Source organism: Roseobacter sp. EG26 (assembly GCF_049830555.1).
GTDB lineage: Bacteria > Pseudomonadota > Alphaproteobacteria > Rhodobacterales > Rhodobacteraceae > Roseobacter.
Genome location: NZ_JBNBLH010000001.1, coordinates 556,441 through 572,681, shown reverse-complemented (window position 1 = coordinate 572,681; position 16,241 = coordinate 556,441). Strand labels below are relative to the sequence as shown.

Sequence of the window (16,241 nt, the reverse complement as noted above, 5' to 3'; positions counted from 1 at the left end):
CGGGGTCGTGCAAGCTGGCGGTTGATCAGAACTGCCAGGAAGCGCGGATGGTGAAGGTGTCCGCATCCGCATCTGTACCCGGCGCACCGATGTCGCTGAAGCTGTGTTTCAGATATTCACCGCTTATGATGATCTGCTGCGTCGCCTTGTAGGACAGGCCGATGCCGTAAAAATCTCCGGTGTCGCTGCCGATGGAGGTGTCAACATCCGCGAGACCCGCCGTGGCATACAGCAGCGTGTTGCCAAAATCATAGCCACCGCGCAGCTTTGCCCGCCAGACAGAATCTACGGATGCGCCTATCGGGCCACCGGCGTTCTCAAGATCAACACTGGCATCGTCATAGTCCAGCTCGCCGCCCAGGACCCAGCTGCCAAAGTCATAGTTGTACCCGGCGTGCACACCATAGGTCGTGTCATCGCCCCCGACCCCGGCCAACCCGCCCTGACCATCAACGTCCAGATTGCCAAGCTGCGCACCGGCATAGAAACCGGTCCAGTCGCCACCTGTGTAAACAGGGGCTGGCGGTGGTGCTGCCGGAACGGGCGCCGCAACCGGCTCCTCCAGCGACCCGGCAAACGCAGGGACCGTTGCCAGGGCGGTTGCCGTCAGTGCTGCTACACTCAGAATATTTTTCATTTTCATATCCTTACCTCATTTATCGAGCGCCACTTCCAGCACCCACAGGATGTAAACTGATCGCCCGGACGATTGTTTCAATGGTCGGCACCCGCGGTTGGCGGAGATCGGCGGAAAGGGGCTAAAAACTCCCGAAAGATGCGGAATTCCTGAGCGAATACCTGCTGCGTTCCCATGTCGCACTGGAAAGGTTGGAAAACGACACAAGGTCGCAAACAAGCTTGACCGTTTCCGTTGCTTCGCCGCAGGCTGAAGCGGAAATGAAGGAGCCGACATGCAGGGTGATCTGAGCAAGATCAATATCGTGGTCCGCACGATCGGTGCCGAGCGGGGTCGTGCCGCGCGTGGACGTCCGCAGAAGCGGTAGCCGTTTTCCCTTCGACACCCTTTCTTCTCAGGACGACCCCATGACAACAAAAACCCAAACCCGCAGCGGTGGACGCTCCGCCCGCCGTGCTGCCCGTGCGGCACCGCTTGCATCACATCTGCGCCCGATCCGGCCCGGCATGGAAGGCGGACGCTACAAACCGTTGACCGAAGCCGACATGAACCGCATTCACACGGCGGCGCTTGATGCGCTGGAACATATCGGCCTGGCGGATGCGCCGCCCACGGGCATCGCCTACCTCACCAAAGCGGGCGCGACGCTGGGCGAAGACGGGCGCATTCGCTTCCCGCGCGCGCTTGTCGAGGAAACCGTGGCCAAAGCCAACCGTTCCGTGACGCTGATGGGGCGCGACCCGGCGCATGATCTGGAACTCACCGGCCACCGCGTCCACTATGGCACCGCGGGCGCTGCCGTGCATCTGGTCGAAGCGGATGGCAGAAACTACCGTGAATGTGGCGTGCAGGATCTGCACGATGCCGCGCGCATCGCCGATGTGCTGGAAAACATTCACTTCCTGCAACGCCCCATGGTCTGCCGCGAAATTACCGACAACCTTGAGATGGATCTCAACTCGATCTACGCCTGTTGTTCGGGAACGAAAAAACACATCGGCGTATCGTTCACCGAGCCGGGGTTTGTGCCCCATGCCGTCGAAATGCTGCATATGATCGCGGGCGGTGAAGACAAATGGCGCGAACGGCCTTTCATCAGCAATACCAATTGCTTCGTCGTGCCGCCGATGAAATTTGCCACCGAATCCTGTGAGGTGATGGAGGCCTGCATCAAGGCGGGCATTCCCATCCTCCTGCTTTCTGCGGGCATGGCCGGGGCGACCGCCCCCTCGACGGTTGCAGGCGCCATTGTACAGGCGGTGGCCGAATGTCTGGCGGGGCTTGTCTATGTCAACGCGGTTCAACCCGGGCATCCGGCTGTTTTCGGCACTTGGCCCTTTGGCCTCGACCTGCGCACCGGGGCGATGACCGGAGGTTCAGGCGAGCAAGCCTTGCTGACGTCAGGCTGCGCCCAGATGCACAAGTTCTACGGCCTGCCCGGCGGGGCCGCCGCCGGTATCGCCGATTCCAAACTGCCCGACATGCAGGCGGGTTGGGAACAGATGTGTTCTAATGTCATGGCCGGTCTGTCCGGCCTTAACATGGTCTATGAGGCTGCGGGCATGCATGCCTCGCTGCTGGGGTTCTGTCACGAATCCCTGATCCTCGGCGATGATCTCATCGGGCAGGCGCTACGCTGCGTCCGTGGCATCGAGGTGACCGATGAGACCCTGGCCCTCGATCAGATGCGTGAGGTCTGTCTTGGCGGCCCCGGGCACTATCTGGGCACCGAGCAGACCCTTGGGCGCATGGAAGCGGATCACGTCTACCCAACCTACGGTGACCGGACGTCGCCAAAGGAATGGGATGAACTGGGCAAACCCGACCTGATTGCAAAAGCGACCGCCCGCAAGGAGGAAATCCTGTCACGGCCCTCCGCTGCGCGGTTTGATCCCTTGCTGGATGCGGAACTGCGAGCGCGTTTCAACATCCACCTGCCCGTCTGACGGCGGTAGAAACAGATGTACCCGGTTTCTGGGGGTGAAACCGGGTACGTAAGCCGCAACGCCCCTCAAGCCTAATGCGTGGCCCGGGCGTTGTCTGGCCTGCTGGCTGATTAGGCTGGCATCAGGCCGGCTTCTTGCGCGGACTGCACTTCGGCCTCGTCCAGCGCGCCGTCGGCATTCAGGTCCATGGTGCTGAAGGCCTCTGCGGTGACGTCAGGAAAGACAGCCTGTACTTCATCAATCGTCAGAACGCCGTCTCCGTTGGCGTCCGCAGCCAGTTCAGCAACAGCAACGGATGCTGAAAGTGCTGCGATCAACGTGATGGCGGATTTTTTGAACAGTGTCATTTGGGTACTCCCGTTTTTAAGTTTGAACATACGTGTTCAAGGCGCTGCTCTGCGCCTCACTTTGTCAGATGCACCAAACGGCCATTCCATCCGCCTGATCGGTCGGGTTGTCCACGACGCGCCGATCCTCGCCGATCGGACCATCCTGCGGTGGCAACCCGTTGCCGAAAAAGGCCTCTTCCGCCTGATCGGCAAAAAGCCCCCATCTGGTGCTGCGGGAAAGACATGCCATGTTGAATGCATGCCTCACAAAGGAGCCTCAAATGGAACATCTGCACGATATCCCACCCGCTCTGAATGCCGTTTTACCCAGATTGCTGGCACGCGCCCGCAGGTTGGCCGACAGTCCCAGTGACGCGGACGACCTGGTTCAGGAAACCGCCCTAAAACTCTGGCAAAGCTTGCGAAAGGGCACGGAAATCGAAGACCTTGACCGCTACGCGATGACCGTGTTGCGCAATCAGGCCCGTCAGCGATGGCGCTCCGACAGGCCCACCGATCCGCTGGAAGAGGAAAGTGCTGCGGTGCCCCCCGTCGCCCCGGCGCGCATCGCCTGTTCGGAACTTGCCGCCGCTGTCGAAAGGCTGCCCGATACACAAGCCGCGCTGATCCACATGATTGCCGGAGGAGAAACCAGCCCCGCGGCTTTGGCGGAGCGGACGGGTCTGCCGGTCGGGACTGTGATGTCCCGCCTTGCGCGCGCCCGTTCGAAACTGCGCGCGGAGATGGGGATCACGCAAAAAGCGCCCGTGTCCGACCTGTTCTGAAGGAAATGAACAACGCCCGGCAACCACCTGAATAAAATAAAAAACGGAGGGCATGTGCCCTCCGTTGAGTTTCGCCGTTCAGGCTCTCTATGTTAACCGCTCGGTATTTTTCTGCCTGCGGCCTGAACGTCGTCGGGGGCGAGCGCACCCGCCCCGTGTAAAGGTGGGAAGGAACAAAGTACCGTTCCCACCCTATTCGTCGGGGTGCGGGCTGGCTGGTGGCGCCAGCACCGCGACCCCTACACGTCCCCCAGGGACGCGTTTGGCTCAGCTACACCCGGACGTCCCGCCACAGGTGTTGCATTTCATGCAGGTGCCGTTGCGCACCAGCGTGTAGTTTCCGCATTCGCCGCAGGCTTCGCCTTCGTAGCCCTGCATTTTGGCCTTGGTGCGCGCGTCAATGGAGGCCGAACCGCTGGCAATGGCGGTCGTGGCCATTGCAACGGCCACACTTCCGTCCGCAACCGGTGCAAGACCGTCGAAGGCGACCGCAGTGTCGGCAAAGCCTTGTTGCCCGCCCTGCAATACCACCAGCTCTTGCGGCATTCTGTTGCGCAGATAGCCTGTCGAGCTGATTTGTTTCAGCACTTCCAGGGACTTGGTTGCAGCACTCTCGGAAAGTTCCGAAACATTGCTTACCCCTTCCTCTTCGCCCCGGCCCAGCGCGTCGAAGGTATGACCTTCTGGAGCGACATGCGCCAGATCAGTGCGATCAAGGTAGCTGACTGCGAGTTCACGGAAGACGTAGTCGAGGATCGAGGTGGCGTTCTTGATGGTCTCATTGCCTTGCACCATGCCTGCAGGCTCGAATTTGGTGAAAGTGAAGGCGTCGACAAATTCCTCTAGCGGCACCCCGTATTGCAGACCGACCGACACGGCGATGGCGAAGTTGTTCATCATCGCCCGGAAGCCTGCACCCTCCTTGTGCATGTCGATGAAGATCTCGCCGAGATTGCCGTCCTCATACTCACCGGTGCGCAGGTAGACCTTGTGACCGCCGACGATGGCCTTTTGCGTATAGCCCTTGCGCCGTTGCGGCATCTTTTCGCGGTGCGATTTAACGATCTCCTTGACGATCACCTTTTCGACCACTTTCTCGGCCAGCACGGCGGCTTTTTCGTGGGCATTACCGCTTTCGAGCGTCTCCTGCGCATCCTCATCATCTTCAACCAAAGCGGCTGCTAGTGGTTGCGAAAGCTTTGAGCCATCACGGTAGAGCGCGTTGGCTTTAACCCCCAGCGACCAGCTGAGTTCATAGGCCTTCTGGCAGTCCTCGATGGTGGCGTCATTGGGCATGTTGATCGTCTTGGAAATCGCGCCCGAGATGAAGCTTTGCGCCGCGGCCATCATGTGAATGTGACTGTTGACCGACAGGTAGCGCTTGCCCTTCTTGCCGCAGGGATTGGCGCAGTCGAAGATGGGCAGGTGCTCGTCCTTGAGGAACGGCGCCCCTTCCAGTGTCATGGTCCCGCAAACGTGATCGTTAGCCGCGTCGATGTCCTTTTTCGAAAACCCAAGGTGCTTCAAGAGATCGAAGGTCGGATCGTTCAGCTTTTCAGCAGGAATACCAAGTACTTGCGTGCAGAACTCTTCCCCCAGTGTCCACTGGTTGAACACGAACCGAATGTCAAAGGCCGAGGCCAATGCCGCATCCACTTTCGCCAACTCGTTGGCGCCAAAGCCATGGCCCGCAAGCGAGGTGTGGTTGATCCCCGGCGCATTGCCGATGGTGCCGTGACCGACGGCGTAGGAGACGATCTCTTCGATCTGCGCGGAGCCGTAGCCGAGTTTTTCAAGGGCGGCCGGCACCGACTGGTTGATGATCTTGAAATACCCACCCCCGGCGAGTTTCTTGAACTTGACCAGCGCGAAGTCTGGCTCGATCCCGGTGGTGTCGCAGTCCATCACCAGACCGATGGTGCCGGTGGGGGCGATGACGGAAACCTGCGCGTTGCGGTAGCCGTGCTTTTCACCGAGTGCGAGTGCCTCATCCCAGGCGGAGGTGGCAACTTCGATCAGTTTGGCATCCGGGCAACCTTTGTGGTCGAGGGCCACCGGTTTCACCGCAAGGGCTTCATAACCTTCGGTTTTTCCCTGTGCTGCGGCACGGTGGTTGCGGATGACACGCAGCATGTGGTCGGCGTTGTTCGCATAACCCGGGAACGGTCCCAACTCACCCGCCATTTCGGCGGAGGTGGCGTAGGACACGCCGGTCATGATCGCGGTCAGGGCTCCGCAGAGGGCGCGACCTTCCGTGCTGTCGTAGCTATACCCCATGTTCATCAGCAGACCGCCGATGTTTGCATAGCCCAGACCCAGCGTGCGGAAATCATAGGAGCGCTGCGCGATTTCCTTGGAGGGGAACTGCGCCATCATCACCGAAATTTCCAACGTCACGGTCCAGAGCCGGGCCGCATGCATGTAGTCTTCGACCTGGAAGGTGCCGTCCTTGAGGAAGGTCAGCAGGTTCATCGAGGCCAGGTTGCAGGCGGTGTCGTCGAGGAACATGTATTCCGAGCACGGGTTGGAGCCGCGGATGGCGCCATCTTCGGGACAGGTGTGCCAGTCGTTCACGGTGTCGTGGTACTGGATGCCGGGATCCGCACAGGCCCAGGCGGCGTGGCCGATCTGCTCCCAGAGATCTCGCGCCTTCACGGTCTTGGTGACCTTGCCGTCAACACGGTTGATCAGCTCCCAGTCGGCGTCCTTTTCCACGGCCGTCAGGAAGGCGTTTGTGACGCGGATCGAGTTGTTGGAGTTCTGGCCGGAGACGGAATTATATGCCTCGGAATCCCAGTCGGTATCATATGTGGGGAATTCGATCGAGGTGTGGCCCTGCTTGGCATAATCCAGCACGCGCTTGACGTAAGTCTCTGGGATCGAAACCTTTTTCGCTTCTCGGATTGCCTGTTTCAACGCGTCGTTCTTGGCAGGGTCATAGGCGTCTGCTTCTGCGCCATCCCACGTCTTGATCGCTTCGAAGAGACCATTCAGCTTCTGCTCGTGCATCTTGGAGCCCGCGACGATGCTCGCCACTTTTTGCTCTTCAATGACCTTCCAGTTGATGAAATCCTCGATGTCGGGGTGATCCGCGTCTACAATCACCATCTTGGCGGCCCGGCGCGTGGTGCCACCCGATTTGATGGCCCCCGCCGCACGGTCACCGATTTTCAGGAAGCCCATCAGTCCGGACGACTTGCCACCACCCGACAGGCTCTCCCCCGCAGCCCGCAGGCTGGAGAAGTTGGTGCCGGTGCCGGAGCCGTATTTGAACAGACGCGCTTCCCGCACCCACAGATCCATGATGCCGCCGTCGTTTACGAGGTCGTCCGAGACAGACTGGATGAAACACGCATGAGGTTGTGGGTGCTCGTAGGAAGATTTCGATTTGGTCAATTTGCCGGATTTGTAGTCGACGTAATGGTGACCCTGCGCCGGGCCGTCGATCCCGTAGGCCCAATGCAGACCGGTGTTGAACCACTGCGGGCTGTTGGGGGCCGCACGCTGGCTGGCGAGCATATGGCGCATTTCGTCAAAATAGGCGCGCGCATCGCTTTCGGTGGAAAAATAGCCGCCCTTCCAGCCCCAATAAGCCCAAGCCCCTGCCAGCCGGTCGAAAACCTGCTTGGAGGAAGTTTCGCCCCCCATTTCCGCACCCTCTGCCGGGACCGACCGCCACAGGAACTCGGGAACGCCCTTTTCTTTTACCTTCTTGGTGGCCGAAGGAACGCCCGCCTTACGGAAGTATTTCTGCGCGATGACGTCGCTGGCAACTTGGCTCCAGGATTTGGGCACCTCGACTTCATCGAGGCGGAACACGATTGTGCCATCCGGGTTGCGAATTTCAGATGCCGTTGTGACGAAATCCAGATCTGCGTAGGCGTTCTGATCTACTTTTGTGAATTTACGTTCAATTTTCATTTTTGCTGCCTCATTTCCAGCATCTTCGTTCAAGAGACCGCTTTGTCTTTGCAAAGCTTCTCCAACCTCTTTGCCGTGGACTGCAGGGCAAAAATCATCCTGTGCCGCGCCTGCAAAAGCTGACGCTGCCGGTTGTGCCAGATCGATGATATTGATCGTCTGTCTGCCCCTGTCCCGCCGATGCACCTCTGAGCGTTCAACCACTACATGTTGTGGCGTCATCGTCGGCCTCCACAAACTGACGTATATACCCCTACTGGGTCAACGGAATTTTTATAGTTTTTTTGAAGTTTACCGGCTTGACGCATCGCGAATTTTAATCCGCGCTCACGCCGTCGTGATTCAACATATTAACAGCCGGTTAATATCCCCAGATCGCTGTTTTCGAGCTGTTCCACACCCATCCGTCAATAATTGAATGGAATGGCAGCTTTAGACGATATTTCTGAAGCGCCACATGAATTTATCCACAGAACACGCCCGTTAAGCTTTCAACCAAAGCGTTAACTTTTTCAGAATCAAATATTTTTACGGGTAATCACGCTGTGTTACATTTTTATGTCGGTTTCCCGTCCAGGAACGGTTCCCGCCTCCCCAGATATGGTGAGGAAGCCGTCATTGAGTGAAAGCTCCCACTATATGTAGTGGCCGTCCGATCTTGAATTTCGACCGCGCTCCACCCCGAAATTGCGCGTTAATCTGGCGATTTCGCGCATTGATTCCTTTACGGAACCGCACTCACGCCCTTTGATATGAACTATCCGCAGATTGAGATTTGGACACATCCCTTATGGCGCACGCCTCATCTGATTTCGCCGCCATGCTTCGACAATGGGACCAGAAGTCGAAACCACAGATCGTCGAAATCTATCAGGCGTTCAAAGATACAGACGAATTCCTGGCCGATCTGCTCGATTTCTGTGGGGTCGCGGATTTGCAAGGCGGGGCCACCTGGTTGATCAAGCACCATTGCGAACAGACCGACCTGGTATTCAGCCCCGCTGAACAATGTCGGTTTTACGAGACCTTTGAGCGACTGGCTTCGTGGGACGCGCAGTTACATGCGCTACAAACCATGCAGCATGTTCCCATCCCCAAAGCCAGCGGACCGGCGTTGAAGACGTTCCTCTTCACCGGGATCACCCAGCAAAACAAACTTGTTCGCGCCTGGTCCTATTACGGGCTGGCACTTCTGGCCCGCCGATTCCCCGAAGATAAGCCAGAGGTTTTGGCGGCTCTTGACGAGGCCACCCTTCAAAATCCATCCGGTGCAATCGCGGTGCGTTTGCGCAAAGCGCGCGCCCTTTTGCCCTGACACCAAGGCTCGTTGCATCAAGCCGCGATTTTGAAAGTGGTCGGAGCGAGAGGATTCGAACCTCCGACCCCCTGTACCCAAAACAGGTGCGCTACCAGGCTGCGCCACGCTCCGACTGCGGTCTCTTTAGACGGGGTAATTCGGTTTGAAAACCCCTAACACGCCCATTCCGCCTCCGATTTCGAAAATGTTGGATGGCGCAACAGCGTGCCGGTCGTAATGCCCAGTGCCTCGGCAAGGCCGCCGTTGATCTCCAGCACATGTGTCAGGTTGTCACCGCCCGGGATCGGGGTCTCATCGAGCGGTTGCGCGCGGTGATGGATATGACGCACGGTGCCACTGGCGTCGATAAAGAGCATATCCAGTTCAATCAGGGTATTGCGCATCCAGAAAGACAGCCGTTGCGGCCGGTCATAGACAAAAAGCATCCCCGCAGCACTTGGCATGGTTTCGCGGTGCATCAGACCCTGAGCGCGTTCTTGTGCATCATCTGCAATTTCCACGGCAAACCGCGCCTGCCCCCAATCGCCTTTGAGAAAGACCGTATCGTCCCGGCAGTCCTGCGCCTGAAGGGCCGTCGCCAGAAAGCTGACCACCAGCGCAAGGCGCAGGATCATGTGGAAGCGGCCTCCAACGCGGCTTCCCAGGCAAAAACCTCAGCGGCCATATGGCCACGTTTGCCCTCAATTACCCGCAATGCCAACGCCTCCCCCGGCGCAAGATCCGACAGGCCCGAACGCCTCAACACTTCCATATGCAGAAAGATGTCTTCGCGGCGGCCAAAAACATTCGCAAAGCCGAACCCTTTGCCCTTGTCGAACCATTTTACACGCGCAGGTTCTAAAGGTGCTGCGGCGACAACCGCAGGGTCCAAAGCCGCGATGTCGGACAATCCGACCGACTCACCCGCCTGAGGGGGAAAAAGTGCGATAACCTGCGTGGCCTGAACGCCCCGTTCGGTGCGCTGCACTTCCAGTTCAACCCGTGCTCCATCCGCAACGGAACTCTGACCAAAGTTGCGCAAAACGTTAACATGCAAGAGAATATCCGGCCCGCCCGCGTCGGAAACAACGAAGCCAAAACCCTTTACCGGATCAAACCATTTAACCAACCCGGAAACGGGGGAAGATATCTCTTCGGTCTCGTTCACACACACATCTTTCGGTCGCAGTACATTCTTTTAACACAGTCTTGCGCGATTTGGCTTTCTTGTTTCAAGTTGAAATACTAATTCTTCGGTCTGAAAGTGATCAGATGAAGGCGAAATCTCTTCGTATGCGCATCACGTAGTTGTGAATTTGGATACATTTCCCGCAAAAATAGAAATTTGTCTTTTAAATCACTGTAGAAGCTAAATACATTTCATCTACGCACATAATATTGTGCGCTGGCAAACACTATTTTTCATCGCAATGACATTGCTTGTGCAATCACGGGTTGAGGCGGGTGACCGTCCACGGCCCTTGCGGGTCTTTTCTGCGCCATACAAAGCGGTCATGCAGCCTGAAGTCGCCATCCGCCCAGAACTCAATCTCCAGCGGAATGATGCGAAAGCCCCCCCAAAAGGGCGGGCGTTTGGGGTTTGCGCCGTGAATTGCGGTGACCTTGGCAACTTCAGCCATAAGCGCGGCGCGGCTTGAGAGCGGGCGCGACTGCCGAGAGGCCCAGGCACCCAGGCGGCTTTTGAGAGATCTTGACGCGAAATAAGCGTCTGCCTTTTGCCCATCTTCTTTTTCGACCAGACCGCGCACCCTGATCTGCCGCCGCAGGCTTTTCCAGTGCATCACGAAGGCCGCCTTGCCCGCACTGTCCAACTCCCCCGCCTTGGCGCTCTCGTAATTGGTGTAGAAGACGAAAGCATCGCGGTCGATTGCTTTCAGAAGCACCATGCGGGCGTTGGGCAACCCATCCGCGTCGACGGTGCTCAGCGCTATGGCATTGGGATCATTCGGTTCGGTATCTTCGGCTTCGGAGAGCCAGCGATCCGCGATCTCAAAAGGATTGTCGCCTGCAAACTTGCCGCTTCTGCTTTCCATCTCACCCTCACAACACTTGGTAAGACAGCAATTGGGGGAAGCGGCCCAAAGGTCAAGGGCGATGCGCTGACTCCGACCAGCCTTGATGGGCCTCGCGCAATCGCCTAAAGGACAACAAAGAAAAATCATACGTAAACCGAGGTACCTTCATGGGAAATGATCTTCTGGCGGGCAAGCGCGGCCTTATTATGGGTCTGGCCAATGACAAATCGATCGCCTGGGGCATTGCGAAAGCCTGTGCCGATGCGGGTGCGCAACTGGCGTTCTCCTATCAGGGTGAGGCGCTGAAAAAACGTGTCGATCCATTGGCCGCCGAGTTGGGCAGTGATATCGTCCTGCCCTGCGACGTGGGTGACGAGGCCTCGTTGGATGCGCTGTTTGACGGGCTGAAGGAGCGTTGGGATCAGCTGGATTTCGTGGTTCACGCCATCGGGTTTTCCGACAAGAACGAACTGCGCGGGCGCTATGTCGACACCAGCCGTGGCAATTTCGCCCTGTCGATGGATATTTCTGTCTATTCCTTCACAGCCGTGGTTCAGCGCGCCGAAAAAATGATGAGCGAGGGCGGCTCCTGCCTCACGCTCACCTATTACGGCGCGGAAAAAGTGATGCCCCATTATAATGTGATGGGTGTGGCCAAAGCGGCCCTCGAAGCCTCAGTGCAATATCTGGCCGAGGATCTGGGCAAGGACGGCATTCGCGTGAATGCGATTTCTGCTGGTCCGATCAAGACGCTTGCGGCCTCAGGCATCGGCGATTTCCGCTACATCATGAAGTGGAACGAATATAACTCTCCGTTGCGGCGCAATGTGACCACCGAAGACGTGGGCAAGGCCGCCCTCTTTTTGCTCTCCGATCTGGGGTCCGGCACCACGGGCGAAAACCTGCATGTGGACGCGGGCTACCATGTGGTCGGGATGAAGGCGGTCGATGCGCCTGACGTGAGCAAGTAATGACCGTTGCGGCGCTGACTCATCTGGTGCTTTTGCAGGTGTTGATTGCGATGAGCCCCGGCCCTGCGGTGGTCCTGACCATTCGCACGGCTGCAAGCCAAGGTGCGCGCGCCGCTTTGAAGATCAGCCTTGGGCTGGCCTTGGGCATTCTGCTCTGGGCGATCGCGGCTCTTGCAGGGCTGGCGGTCCTCTTTGAGGTGATGCCCTGGATCCAGACGGGCCTGCGCCTGATCGGTGCCGCCTTTCTGGTGTGGATTGGCATGCGGCTGTGGCGCGATGCTTCTCACCCGCTGGCGGAGACCGGTACCGAACTAGCGCCACAAGGTTATTCCGGCGTTGGACTGGGTGTCTGGACCAATCTGGCGAACCCCAAGGCGCTGGCCTATTTTGCCGCTGTTTTTACCGGGATTTTGCCGGTGAACGTGACATTTGCGGATGCCGCCGCCATCCTGGCGGTCGTTTTTATTGTCGAGGCCGCATGGTACACCAGCGTTGCCTTGGTGTTTTCACGCCCGGCACCACGCCAGATTTACGCCCGCGTGAAAGCAGGTCTGGAGCGCTTCTTTGGAGCGCTCATTGCAGCTTTCGGGCTGCGCCTACTTTTTGAAAGGACCTGATATGAGCAAAGATCAAAGCCGCCTGCCCCATGAAAAGGGCTTCCACATCAGTTGGGACCAGATCCACCGTGACAGCCGGGCGCTGGCCTGGCGGCTGGATGGACAAGGCCCCGACAACGGCGGCTGGCGCGCGGTGGTGGCAATCACCCGTGGTGGCATGGCCCCTGCGATGATCGTGGCGCGCGAACTCGACATTCGCACGGTCGATACGATTTCGGTCATGTCCTACCATGCCGGCGGGGGCAAGGCGGACCAGCGCCGCGACGCCGAGGTGCTGAAAGCCCCTGACCAGCAGATGATGGGTGACGGCACCGGCATCCTGATCATCGATGATCTGGTGGACAGCGGCAAGACGCTGGAACTGGTGCGCGCGCAGTACCCCAAGGCCCATTTCGCCACCGTCTACGCCAAGCCTCAGGGTGAACCCCAGGTCGATACCTTCATCACCGGGGTGAGCCAGGACACATGGATATTTTTCCCCTGGGACATGGCGCTGCAATATGTCGAACCCTACCGCGGCACCGATTGATCGACCGGACCGTTCAGGTGCCGCGAAAGGCCGCCGAACGCGGGCACGTCAAATGATGCAGGAAAGATGAAGCGATGACACTCTCCCGAACCGCCACCACCTTTGCCCCCCCGGTGATGGAGGCGCGGCGCTGGCTGGAAGACGTGAGCTTCCCCGAAGACCGCCCGTTGATGAATGTCAGCCAAGCCGCCCCCGTCGACCCGCCCCCCGATGCGCTGCGGCAGGTCATGGCCGATGTCGCCTTGGGGCGCGATGATGCGCATCTTTACGGTCCGGTGCTGGGCTTGCCGCAATTGCGCGAAGAACTTGCCGCGCAAACCGCTACGCATTACAACGGCAGCCTGTCTGCCGGACATGTTGCCATCACCTCAGGCTGCAATCAGGCTTTTGCAGCGGCCATCGCGACGCTCTGCGCCGAAGGGGATGAAGTCATCCTCCCGACGCCCTGGTACTTCAACCATAAAATGTGGCTGGATATGTCCGGGGTCAAATCCGTGCCGCTGAAAACCGGTGCCGATCTGCTGCCCGACCCGGAAGTTGCCGCAGAACTTATAACCCCGCGCACCCGCGCCATCGCCCTTGTCTCGCCCAATAATCCCGCTGGCGTGGAATACCCCGCAGAGCTTTTGCGCGCCTTCTTTGACTTGGCCCGCAGCCAGGGGATCGCTCTGATCCTCGATGAAACCTACCGGGATTTTCACGCCCAAAGTGGCGCGCCGCATGATCTTTTCGAAGACCCCGCGTGGCAGGACACGCTGATCCATCTTTATTCTTTCTCCAAAGCCTACCGTCTGACCGGACACCGCGTCGGCGCCATGGTCGCGGCACCTGCGCGATTGGCGGAGGTCGAGAAGTTTCTCGACACGGTCGCCATCTGCCCGGGCCAGATCGGGCAGCATGCGGCCCTTTGGGGCATGCAGAACCTGCGGGACTGGCTGGCAGGAGAGCGGGCCGAAGTCCTGAGCCGCCGCGCCGCGATCACAGCCGGTTTTCCAAAACTTGCTGATCAGGGCTGGGCCCTTTTGGGACTGGGGGCCTATTTTGCCTATATGGCGCATCCTTTTGCCATCAGTTCCGCGGAACTGGCCCCGAAACTGGTTCGGCAGCAAAGTATTCTGAGCCTGCCCGGCACCATGTTTTGCCCCGCCGACGATCCGGATGGTCGGTCCCAGATGCGGATCGCTTTCGCCAACCTTGATGCGACGGGCATCGCTACACTTTTCGAACGGCTTTCGCAGGTTGATGCGGCACGGTGAGACCCCTTGCCCCCCGGTCGCGCTGCGCATAGACAGTGCGTCAATAACTGACAAATCTGCATGTTGCGAAGGGTGCGTATGGCCAAGGGCAAGAGTGTTTCGAGAACTGCCGTCTGGATTTTGATGGGTCTTTTGATCCTGGGTCTGGGAGGCTTTGGCGCGACCAACCTTTCCGGCACCATCAGGACAATCGGATCGGTCGGGGACATGCCGGTTTCCGTTGACAGCTACGGCCGCCAGCTTCAGCAGGAAATCCGCGCCGTCGAGCAGCAGACCGGTCAGGCCCTGCCCTTTGCACAGGCGCAGCAAATCGGATTGGATCAGGCGGTTTTGCAGCGGCTGATTGCCACCCGGGCACTCGATCATGAAGCCGCACAGATCGGATTGTCGATCGGCGATGAAAACCTGCGGGACCGGATTCTCGAAATTCCGGCATTTCGCGGCATAGATGGCGAATTTGACCGCGAAGGCTACAGGTTTGCGCTGGAACAGAACGGGGTTTCTGAATCCCAGTTCGAGACGCAATTGCGCGAAGAGGTCTCGCGCACCCTGATGCAGGGGGCGATTGTCGGGGGGGTTGTCATGCCCGATGCCTATGTGGACACGCTGGTCAACTACGTGGGTGAACGCCGCAGCTTCACCTGGACCCGTCTGGGCGATGCAGATCTGGCCGAGCCGTTGGAGACACCGGATGATGCGACCCTGCGGGCCTACTATGACGCCAATATCGACGCCTTCACGCTGCCTGAGACGCGCCAGATCACCTATGCGGTGCTCAGCCCCGACGCGATGATCGACGAAGTCGAGATTGACGAGGCCGACCTGCGTGAGGCCTATGATTTGCGCGAAGCCGAATTCAATCAACCCGAGCGCCGTCTTGTCGAGCGCCTGGCCTATCTGGATGACGCCGCCGCAAGTCAGGCCGCAGCCGCACTGGAAGTCGGCAACAGTTTCGAAGGTCTGGTCGAAGAGCGCGGGCTTGCGCTGGCTGATATTGATCTTGGCGATGTGTCGCTGGCCGATCTCGGAGAAGCTGGGGAGGCTGTTTTTGCGGCAGAGGTCGGGGCGGTCGTCGGGCCATTGCCCAGCGATCTGGGCCCGGCGTTGTTTCGGGTCAACGCTGTTCTGCCGGCGCAGTTCACCTCTTTTGAGGAGGCAGTGGAAATCCTGCGCCCCGAGCTTGCCGCCGACCGTGCGTTGCGTCTGGTTGAGGCGCAGGCCGAAACCTTCGACGACATGCTCGCCGGTGGCGCAACCCTCGAAGAGCTGGCAAATGACACCGACATGACGCTTGGCCAGATTGACTGGAGCACCGAGAGCACCGAGGATATTGCCGCCTATGAGGCTTTCAGACGTGCCGCATCAAGGGTGACGGTCGAGGATTTTCCCGTGATCGGGCAGTTGGATGATGGGGGGCTTTTCGCCCTGCGTCTCGACGCGGTTTTGCCACCACGCCCAGCCCCTTTCGAGGACGCGGGCGAAGATGTTCTGGCCGCATGGCAGGCCTCCGAGGTTCAAAGCAGGCTGATGACGCAGACCGATCCGCTGCTGCCGCAACTGCAGTCCGGCACGGAGTTTGCCGACCTCGGGCTGGATGCGGTACGCGAGGAACACTTGCTGCGCAGCGATTTCGTGGGGGGCACGCCTCCCGGTTTCCTGTCGACGGTGTTTGATCTTGACGCAGGCGATGTGGAAGTCATGGAAGACAACGGGGCCATTGTTATCGTGCGCCTCGATAGCATTGATGGGCCGGAAGAGAACGAAGAGGCCATCGCCCTGCGCGAACAGCTCAGCCAGCAGGCAGGGCAGGCACTGGCGCAGGATCTTTTCGAGATTTACCGCACAGACGTGACGCTGCGCGCCAATGCCCAGATCAATCCGCAGGCCCTTCAGGCCGTGCATGTGAACTTCCCCTGA

Annotated in this window: 16 protein-coding genes and 1 tRNA gene; 8 read left to right on the top strand and 9 right to left on the bottom strand. The window is 59.0% G+C overall.

Going from position 1 to position 16,241, the window contains the following annotated elements:
• Positions 1-25: 25 nt before the first annotated feature.
• Positions 26-637 (bottom strand): outer membrane protein, encoded by a 612-nt coding sequence (locus ACOTTU_RS02830; RefSeq protein ID WP_425655992.1) that lies wholly within the window; start codon positions 635-637, stop codon positions 26-28.
• A gap of 121 nt (positions 638-758) precedes the next feature.
• On the bottom strand, positions 759-1,022 hold the full coding sequence (locus ACOTTU_RS02825; protein WP_425655991.1) for a hypothetical protein: 264 nt from the start codon (positions 1,020-1,022) through the stop codon (positions 759-761).
• Positions 1,023-1,044: 22 nt separating this feature from the next.
• On the opposite strand from ACOTTU_RS02825, the gene ACOTTU_RS02820 reads away from it, so the two are divergent.
• Positions 1,045-2,583 carry a trimethylamine methyltransferase family protein gene (locus tag ACOTTU_RS02820; RefSeq protein ID WP_425655990.1) on the top strand — a complete coding sequence of 513 codons (1,539 nt, stop codon included), beginning with the start codon at positions 1,045-1,047 and terminating at the stop codon, positions 2,581-2,583.
• Between the two features lie 110 nt (positions 2,584-2,693).
• On the opposite strand, the gene ACOTTU_RS02815 is transcribed toward ACOTTU_RS02820, so the two are convergent.
• Positions 2,694-2,930, bottom strand: coding sequence for a hypothetical protein (locus tag ACOTTU_RS02815; protein ID WP_298912589.1), 237 nt, complete (start codon positions 2,928-2,930; stop codon positions 2,694-2,696).
• 64 nt (positions 2,931-2,994) lie between these two features.
• A complete protein-coding gene (locus tag ACOTTU_RS02810; RefSeq protein WP_425655989.1) occupies positions 2,995-3,162 on the bottom strand; it encodes a hypothetical protein in 168 nt (55 codons plus the stop codon).
• Between the two features lie 31 nt (positions 3,163-3,193).
• On the opposite strand from ACOTTU_RS02810, the gene ACOTTU_RS02805 reads away from it, so the two are divergent.
• Positions 3,194-3,697: an RNA polymerase sigma factor gene (locus ACOTTU_RS02805; protein WP_298912593.1), complete on the top strand. Its 504-nt coding sequence runs from the start codon at positions 3,194-3,196 to the stop codon at positions 3,695-3,697.
• Between the two features lie 267 nt (positions 3,698-3,964).
• Here ACOTTU_RS02805 and ACOTTU_RS02800 read toward each other — a convergent pair whose 3' ends face one another.
• On the bottom strand, positions 3,965-7,618 hold the full coding sequence (locus ACOTTU_RS02800; protein ID WP_425656453.1) for a vitamin B12-dependent ribonucleotide reductase: 3,654 nt from the start codon (positions 7,616-7,618) through the stop codon (positions 3,965-3,967).
• 790 nt (positions 7,619-8,408) lie between these two features.
• On the opposite strand from ACOTTU_RS02800, the gene ACOTTU_RS02795 reads away from it, so the two are divergent.
• A complete protein-coding gene (locus ACOTTU_RS02795; RefSeq protein ID WP_425655988.1) occupies positions 8,409-8,933 on the top strand; it encodes a hypothetical protein in 525 nt (174 codons plus the stop codon).
• A gap of 37 nt (positions 8,934-8,970) precedes the next feature.
• Here ACOTTU_RS02795 and ACOTTU_RS02790 read toward each other — a convergent pair.
• The 4 genes from ACOTTU_RS02790 to pdxH all read right to left on the bottom strand — a co-directional run bounded on the left by ACOTTU_RS02790 (position 8,971) and on the right by pdxH (position 10,969).
• Positions 8,971-9,047 (bottom strand) — tRNA-Pro (locus ACOTTU_RS02790).
• Positions 9,048-9,088: 41 nt separating this feature from the next.
• Entirely contained in the window at positions 9,089-9,550 is a 462-nt protein-coding gene (locus tag ACOTTU_RS02785; protein WP_425655987.1) for a DUF192 domain-containing protein, read from the bottom strand.
• Positions 9,547-10,083, bottom strand: a complete 537-nt coding sequence (locus tag ACOTTU_RS02780; RefSeq protein ID WP_298912599.1) for a cold-shock protein — start codon at positions 10,081-10,083, stop codon at positions 9,547-9,549. Before ACOTTU_RS02780 ends, ACOTTU_RS02785 begins: the two co-directional genes overlap by 4 nt.
• A gap of 280 nt (positions 10,084-10,363) precedes the next feature.
• The gene (gene pdxH / locus ACOTTU_RS02775; protein WP_298912600.1) at positions 10,364-10,969 is read right to left on the bottom strand and encodes a pyridoxamine 5'-phosphate oxidase; all 606 of its coding nucleotides are present in this window, start codon (positions 10,967-10,969) and stop codon (positions 10,364-10,366) included.
• Between the two features lie 149 nt (positions 10,970-11,118).
• Between pdxH and fabI the strand changes: the two genes are divergently transcribed.
• From fabI to ACOTTU_RS02750, 5 genes are all read left to right on the top strand, one after another.
• The gene (gene fabI, locus ACOTTU_RS02770) at positions 11,119-11,922 is read left to right on the top strand and encodes an enoyl-ACP reductase FabI (protein WP_425655986.1); all 804 of its coding nucleotides are present in this window, start codon (positions 11,119-11,121) and stop codon (positions 11,920-11,922) included.
• Complete coding sequence (locus tag ACOTTU_RS02765) at positions 11,922-12,539, top strand: LysE family translocator (protein ID WP_425655985.1); 618 nt, start codon at positions 11,922-11,924, stop codon at positions 12,537-12,539. The genes fabI and ACOTTU_RS02765 overlap by 1 nt, the downstream gene beginning before the upstream one ends.
• 1 nt (position 12,540) lies before the next feature.
• Positions 12,541-13,068 (top strand): xanthine phosphoribosyltransferase, encoded by a 528-nt coding sequence (gpt, locus tag ACOTTU_RS02760; protein ID WP_298912603.1) that lies wholly within the window; start codon positions 12,541-12,543, stop codon positions 13,066-13,068.
• A gap of 74 nt (positions 13,069-13,142) precedes the next feature.
• Positions 13,143-14,324: an aminotransferase gene (locus tag ACOTTU_RS02755; RefSeq protein ID WP_425655984.1), complete on the top strand. Its 1,182-nt coding sequence runs from the start codon at positions 13,143-13,145 to the stop codon at positions 14,322-14,324.
• A 60-nt stretch (positions 14,325-14,384) separates the two neighbouring features.
• Positions 14,385-16,241 carry a peptidyl-prolyl cis-trans isomerase gene (locus tag ACOTTU_RS02750; protein WP_425655983.1) on the top strand — a complete coding sequence of 619 codons (1,857 nt, stop codon included), beginning with the start codon at positions 14,385-14,387 and terminating at the stop codon, positions 16,239-16,241.

What these genes read in the sequence shown, in the direction of transcription:
- ACOTTU_RS02830 (WP_425655992.1), bottom strand. Translation starts at nt 637, where the DNA reads ATGAAAAATATTCTGAGTGTAGCAGCACTGACGGCAACCGCCCTGGCA.
- fabI (WP_425655986.1), top strand. Translation starts at nt 11,119, where the DNA reads ATGGGAAATGATCTTCTGGCGGGCAAGCGCGGCCTTATTATGGGTCTG.
- gpt (WP_298912603.1), top strand. Translation starts at nt 12,541, where the DNA reads ATGAGCAAAGATCAAAGCCGCCTGCCCCATGAAAAGGGCTTCCACATC.
- ACOTTU_RS02795 (WP_425655988.1), top strand. Translation starts at nt 8,409, where the DNA reads ATGGCGCACGCCTCATCTGATTTCGCCGCCATGCTTCGACAATGGGAC.
- ACOTTU_RS02785 (WP_425655987.1), bottom strand. Translation starts at nt 9,550, where the DNA reads ATGATCCTGCGCCTTGCGCTGGTGGTCAGCTTTCTGGCGACGGCCCTT.
- ACOTTU_RS02810 (WP_425655989.1), bottom strand. Translation starts at nt 3,162, where the DNA reads ATGGCATGTCTTTCCCGCAGCACCAGATGGGGGCTTTTTGCCGATCAG.
- ACOTTU_RS02815 (WP_298912589.1), bottom strand. Translation starts at nt 2,930, where the DNA reads ATGACACTGTTCAAAAAATCCGCCATCACGTTGATCGCAGCACTTTCA.
- ACOTTU_RS02820 (WP_425655990.1), top strand. Translation starts at nt 1,045, where the DNA reads ATGACAACAAAAACCCAAACCCGCAGCGGTGGACGCTCCGCCCGCCGT.
- ACOTTU_RS02755 (WP_425655984.1), top strand. Translation starts at nt 13,143, where the DNA reads ATGACACTCTCCCGAACCGCCACCACCTTTGCCCCCCCGGTGATGGAG.
- ACOTTU_RS02805 (WP_298912593.1), top strand. Translation starts at nt 3,194, where the DNA reads ATGGAACATCTGCACGATATCCCACCCGCTCTGAATGCCGTTTTACCC.
- ACOTTU_RS02750 (WP_425655983.1), top strand. Translation starts at nt 14,385, where the DNA reads ATGTTGCGAAGGGTGCGTATGGCCAAGGGCAAGAGTGTTTCGAGAACT.
- ACOTTU_RS02800 (WP_425656453.1), bottom strand. Translation starts at nt 7,618, where the DNA reads ATGAAAATTGAACGTAAATTCACAAAAGTAGATCAGAACGCCTACGCA.
- pdxH (WP_298912600.1), bottom strand. Translation starts at nt 10,969, where the DNA reads ATGGAAAGCAGAAGCGGCAAGTTTGCAGGCGACAATCCTTTTGAGATC.
- ACOTTU_RS02765 (WP_425655985.1), top strand. Translation starts at nt 11,922, where the DNA reads ATGACCGTTGCGGCGCTGACTCATCTGGTGCTTTTGCAGGTGTTGATT.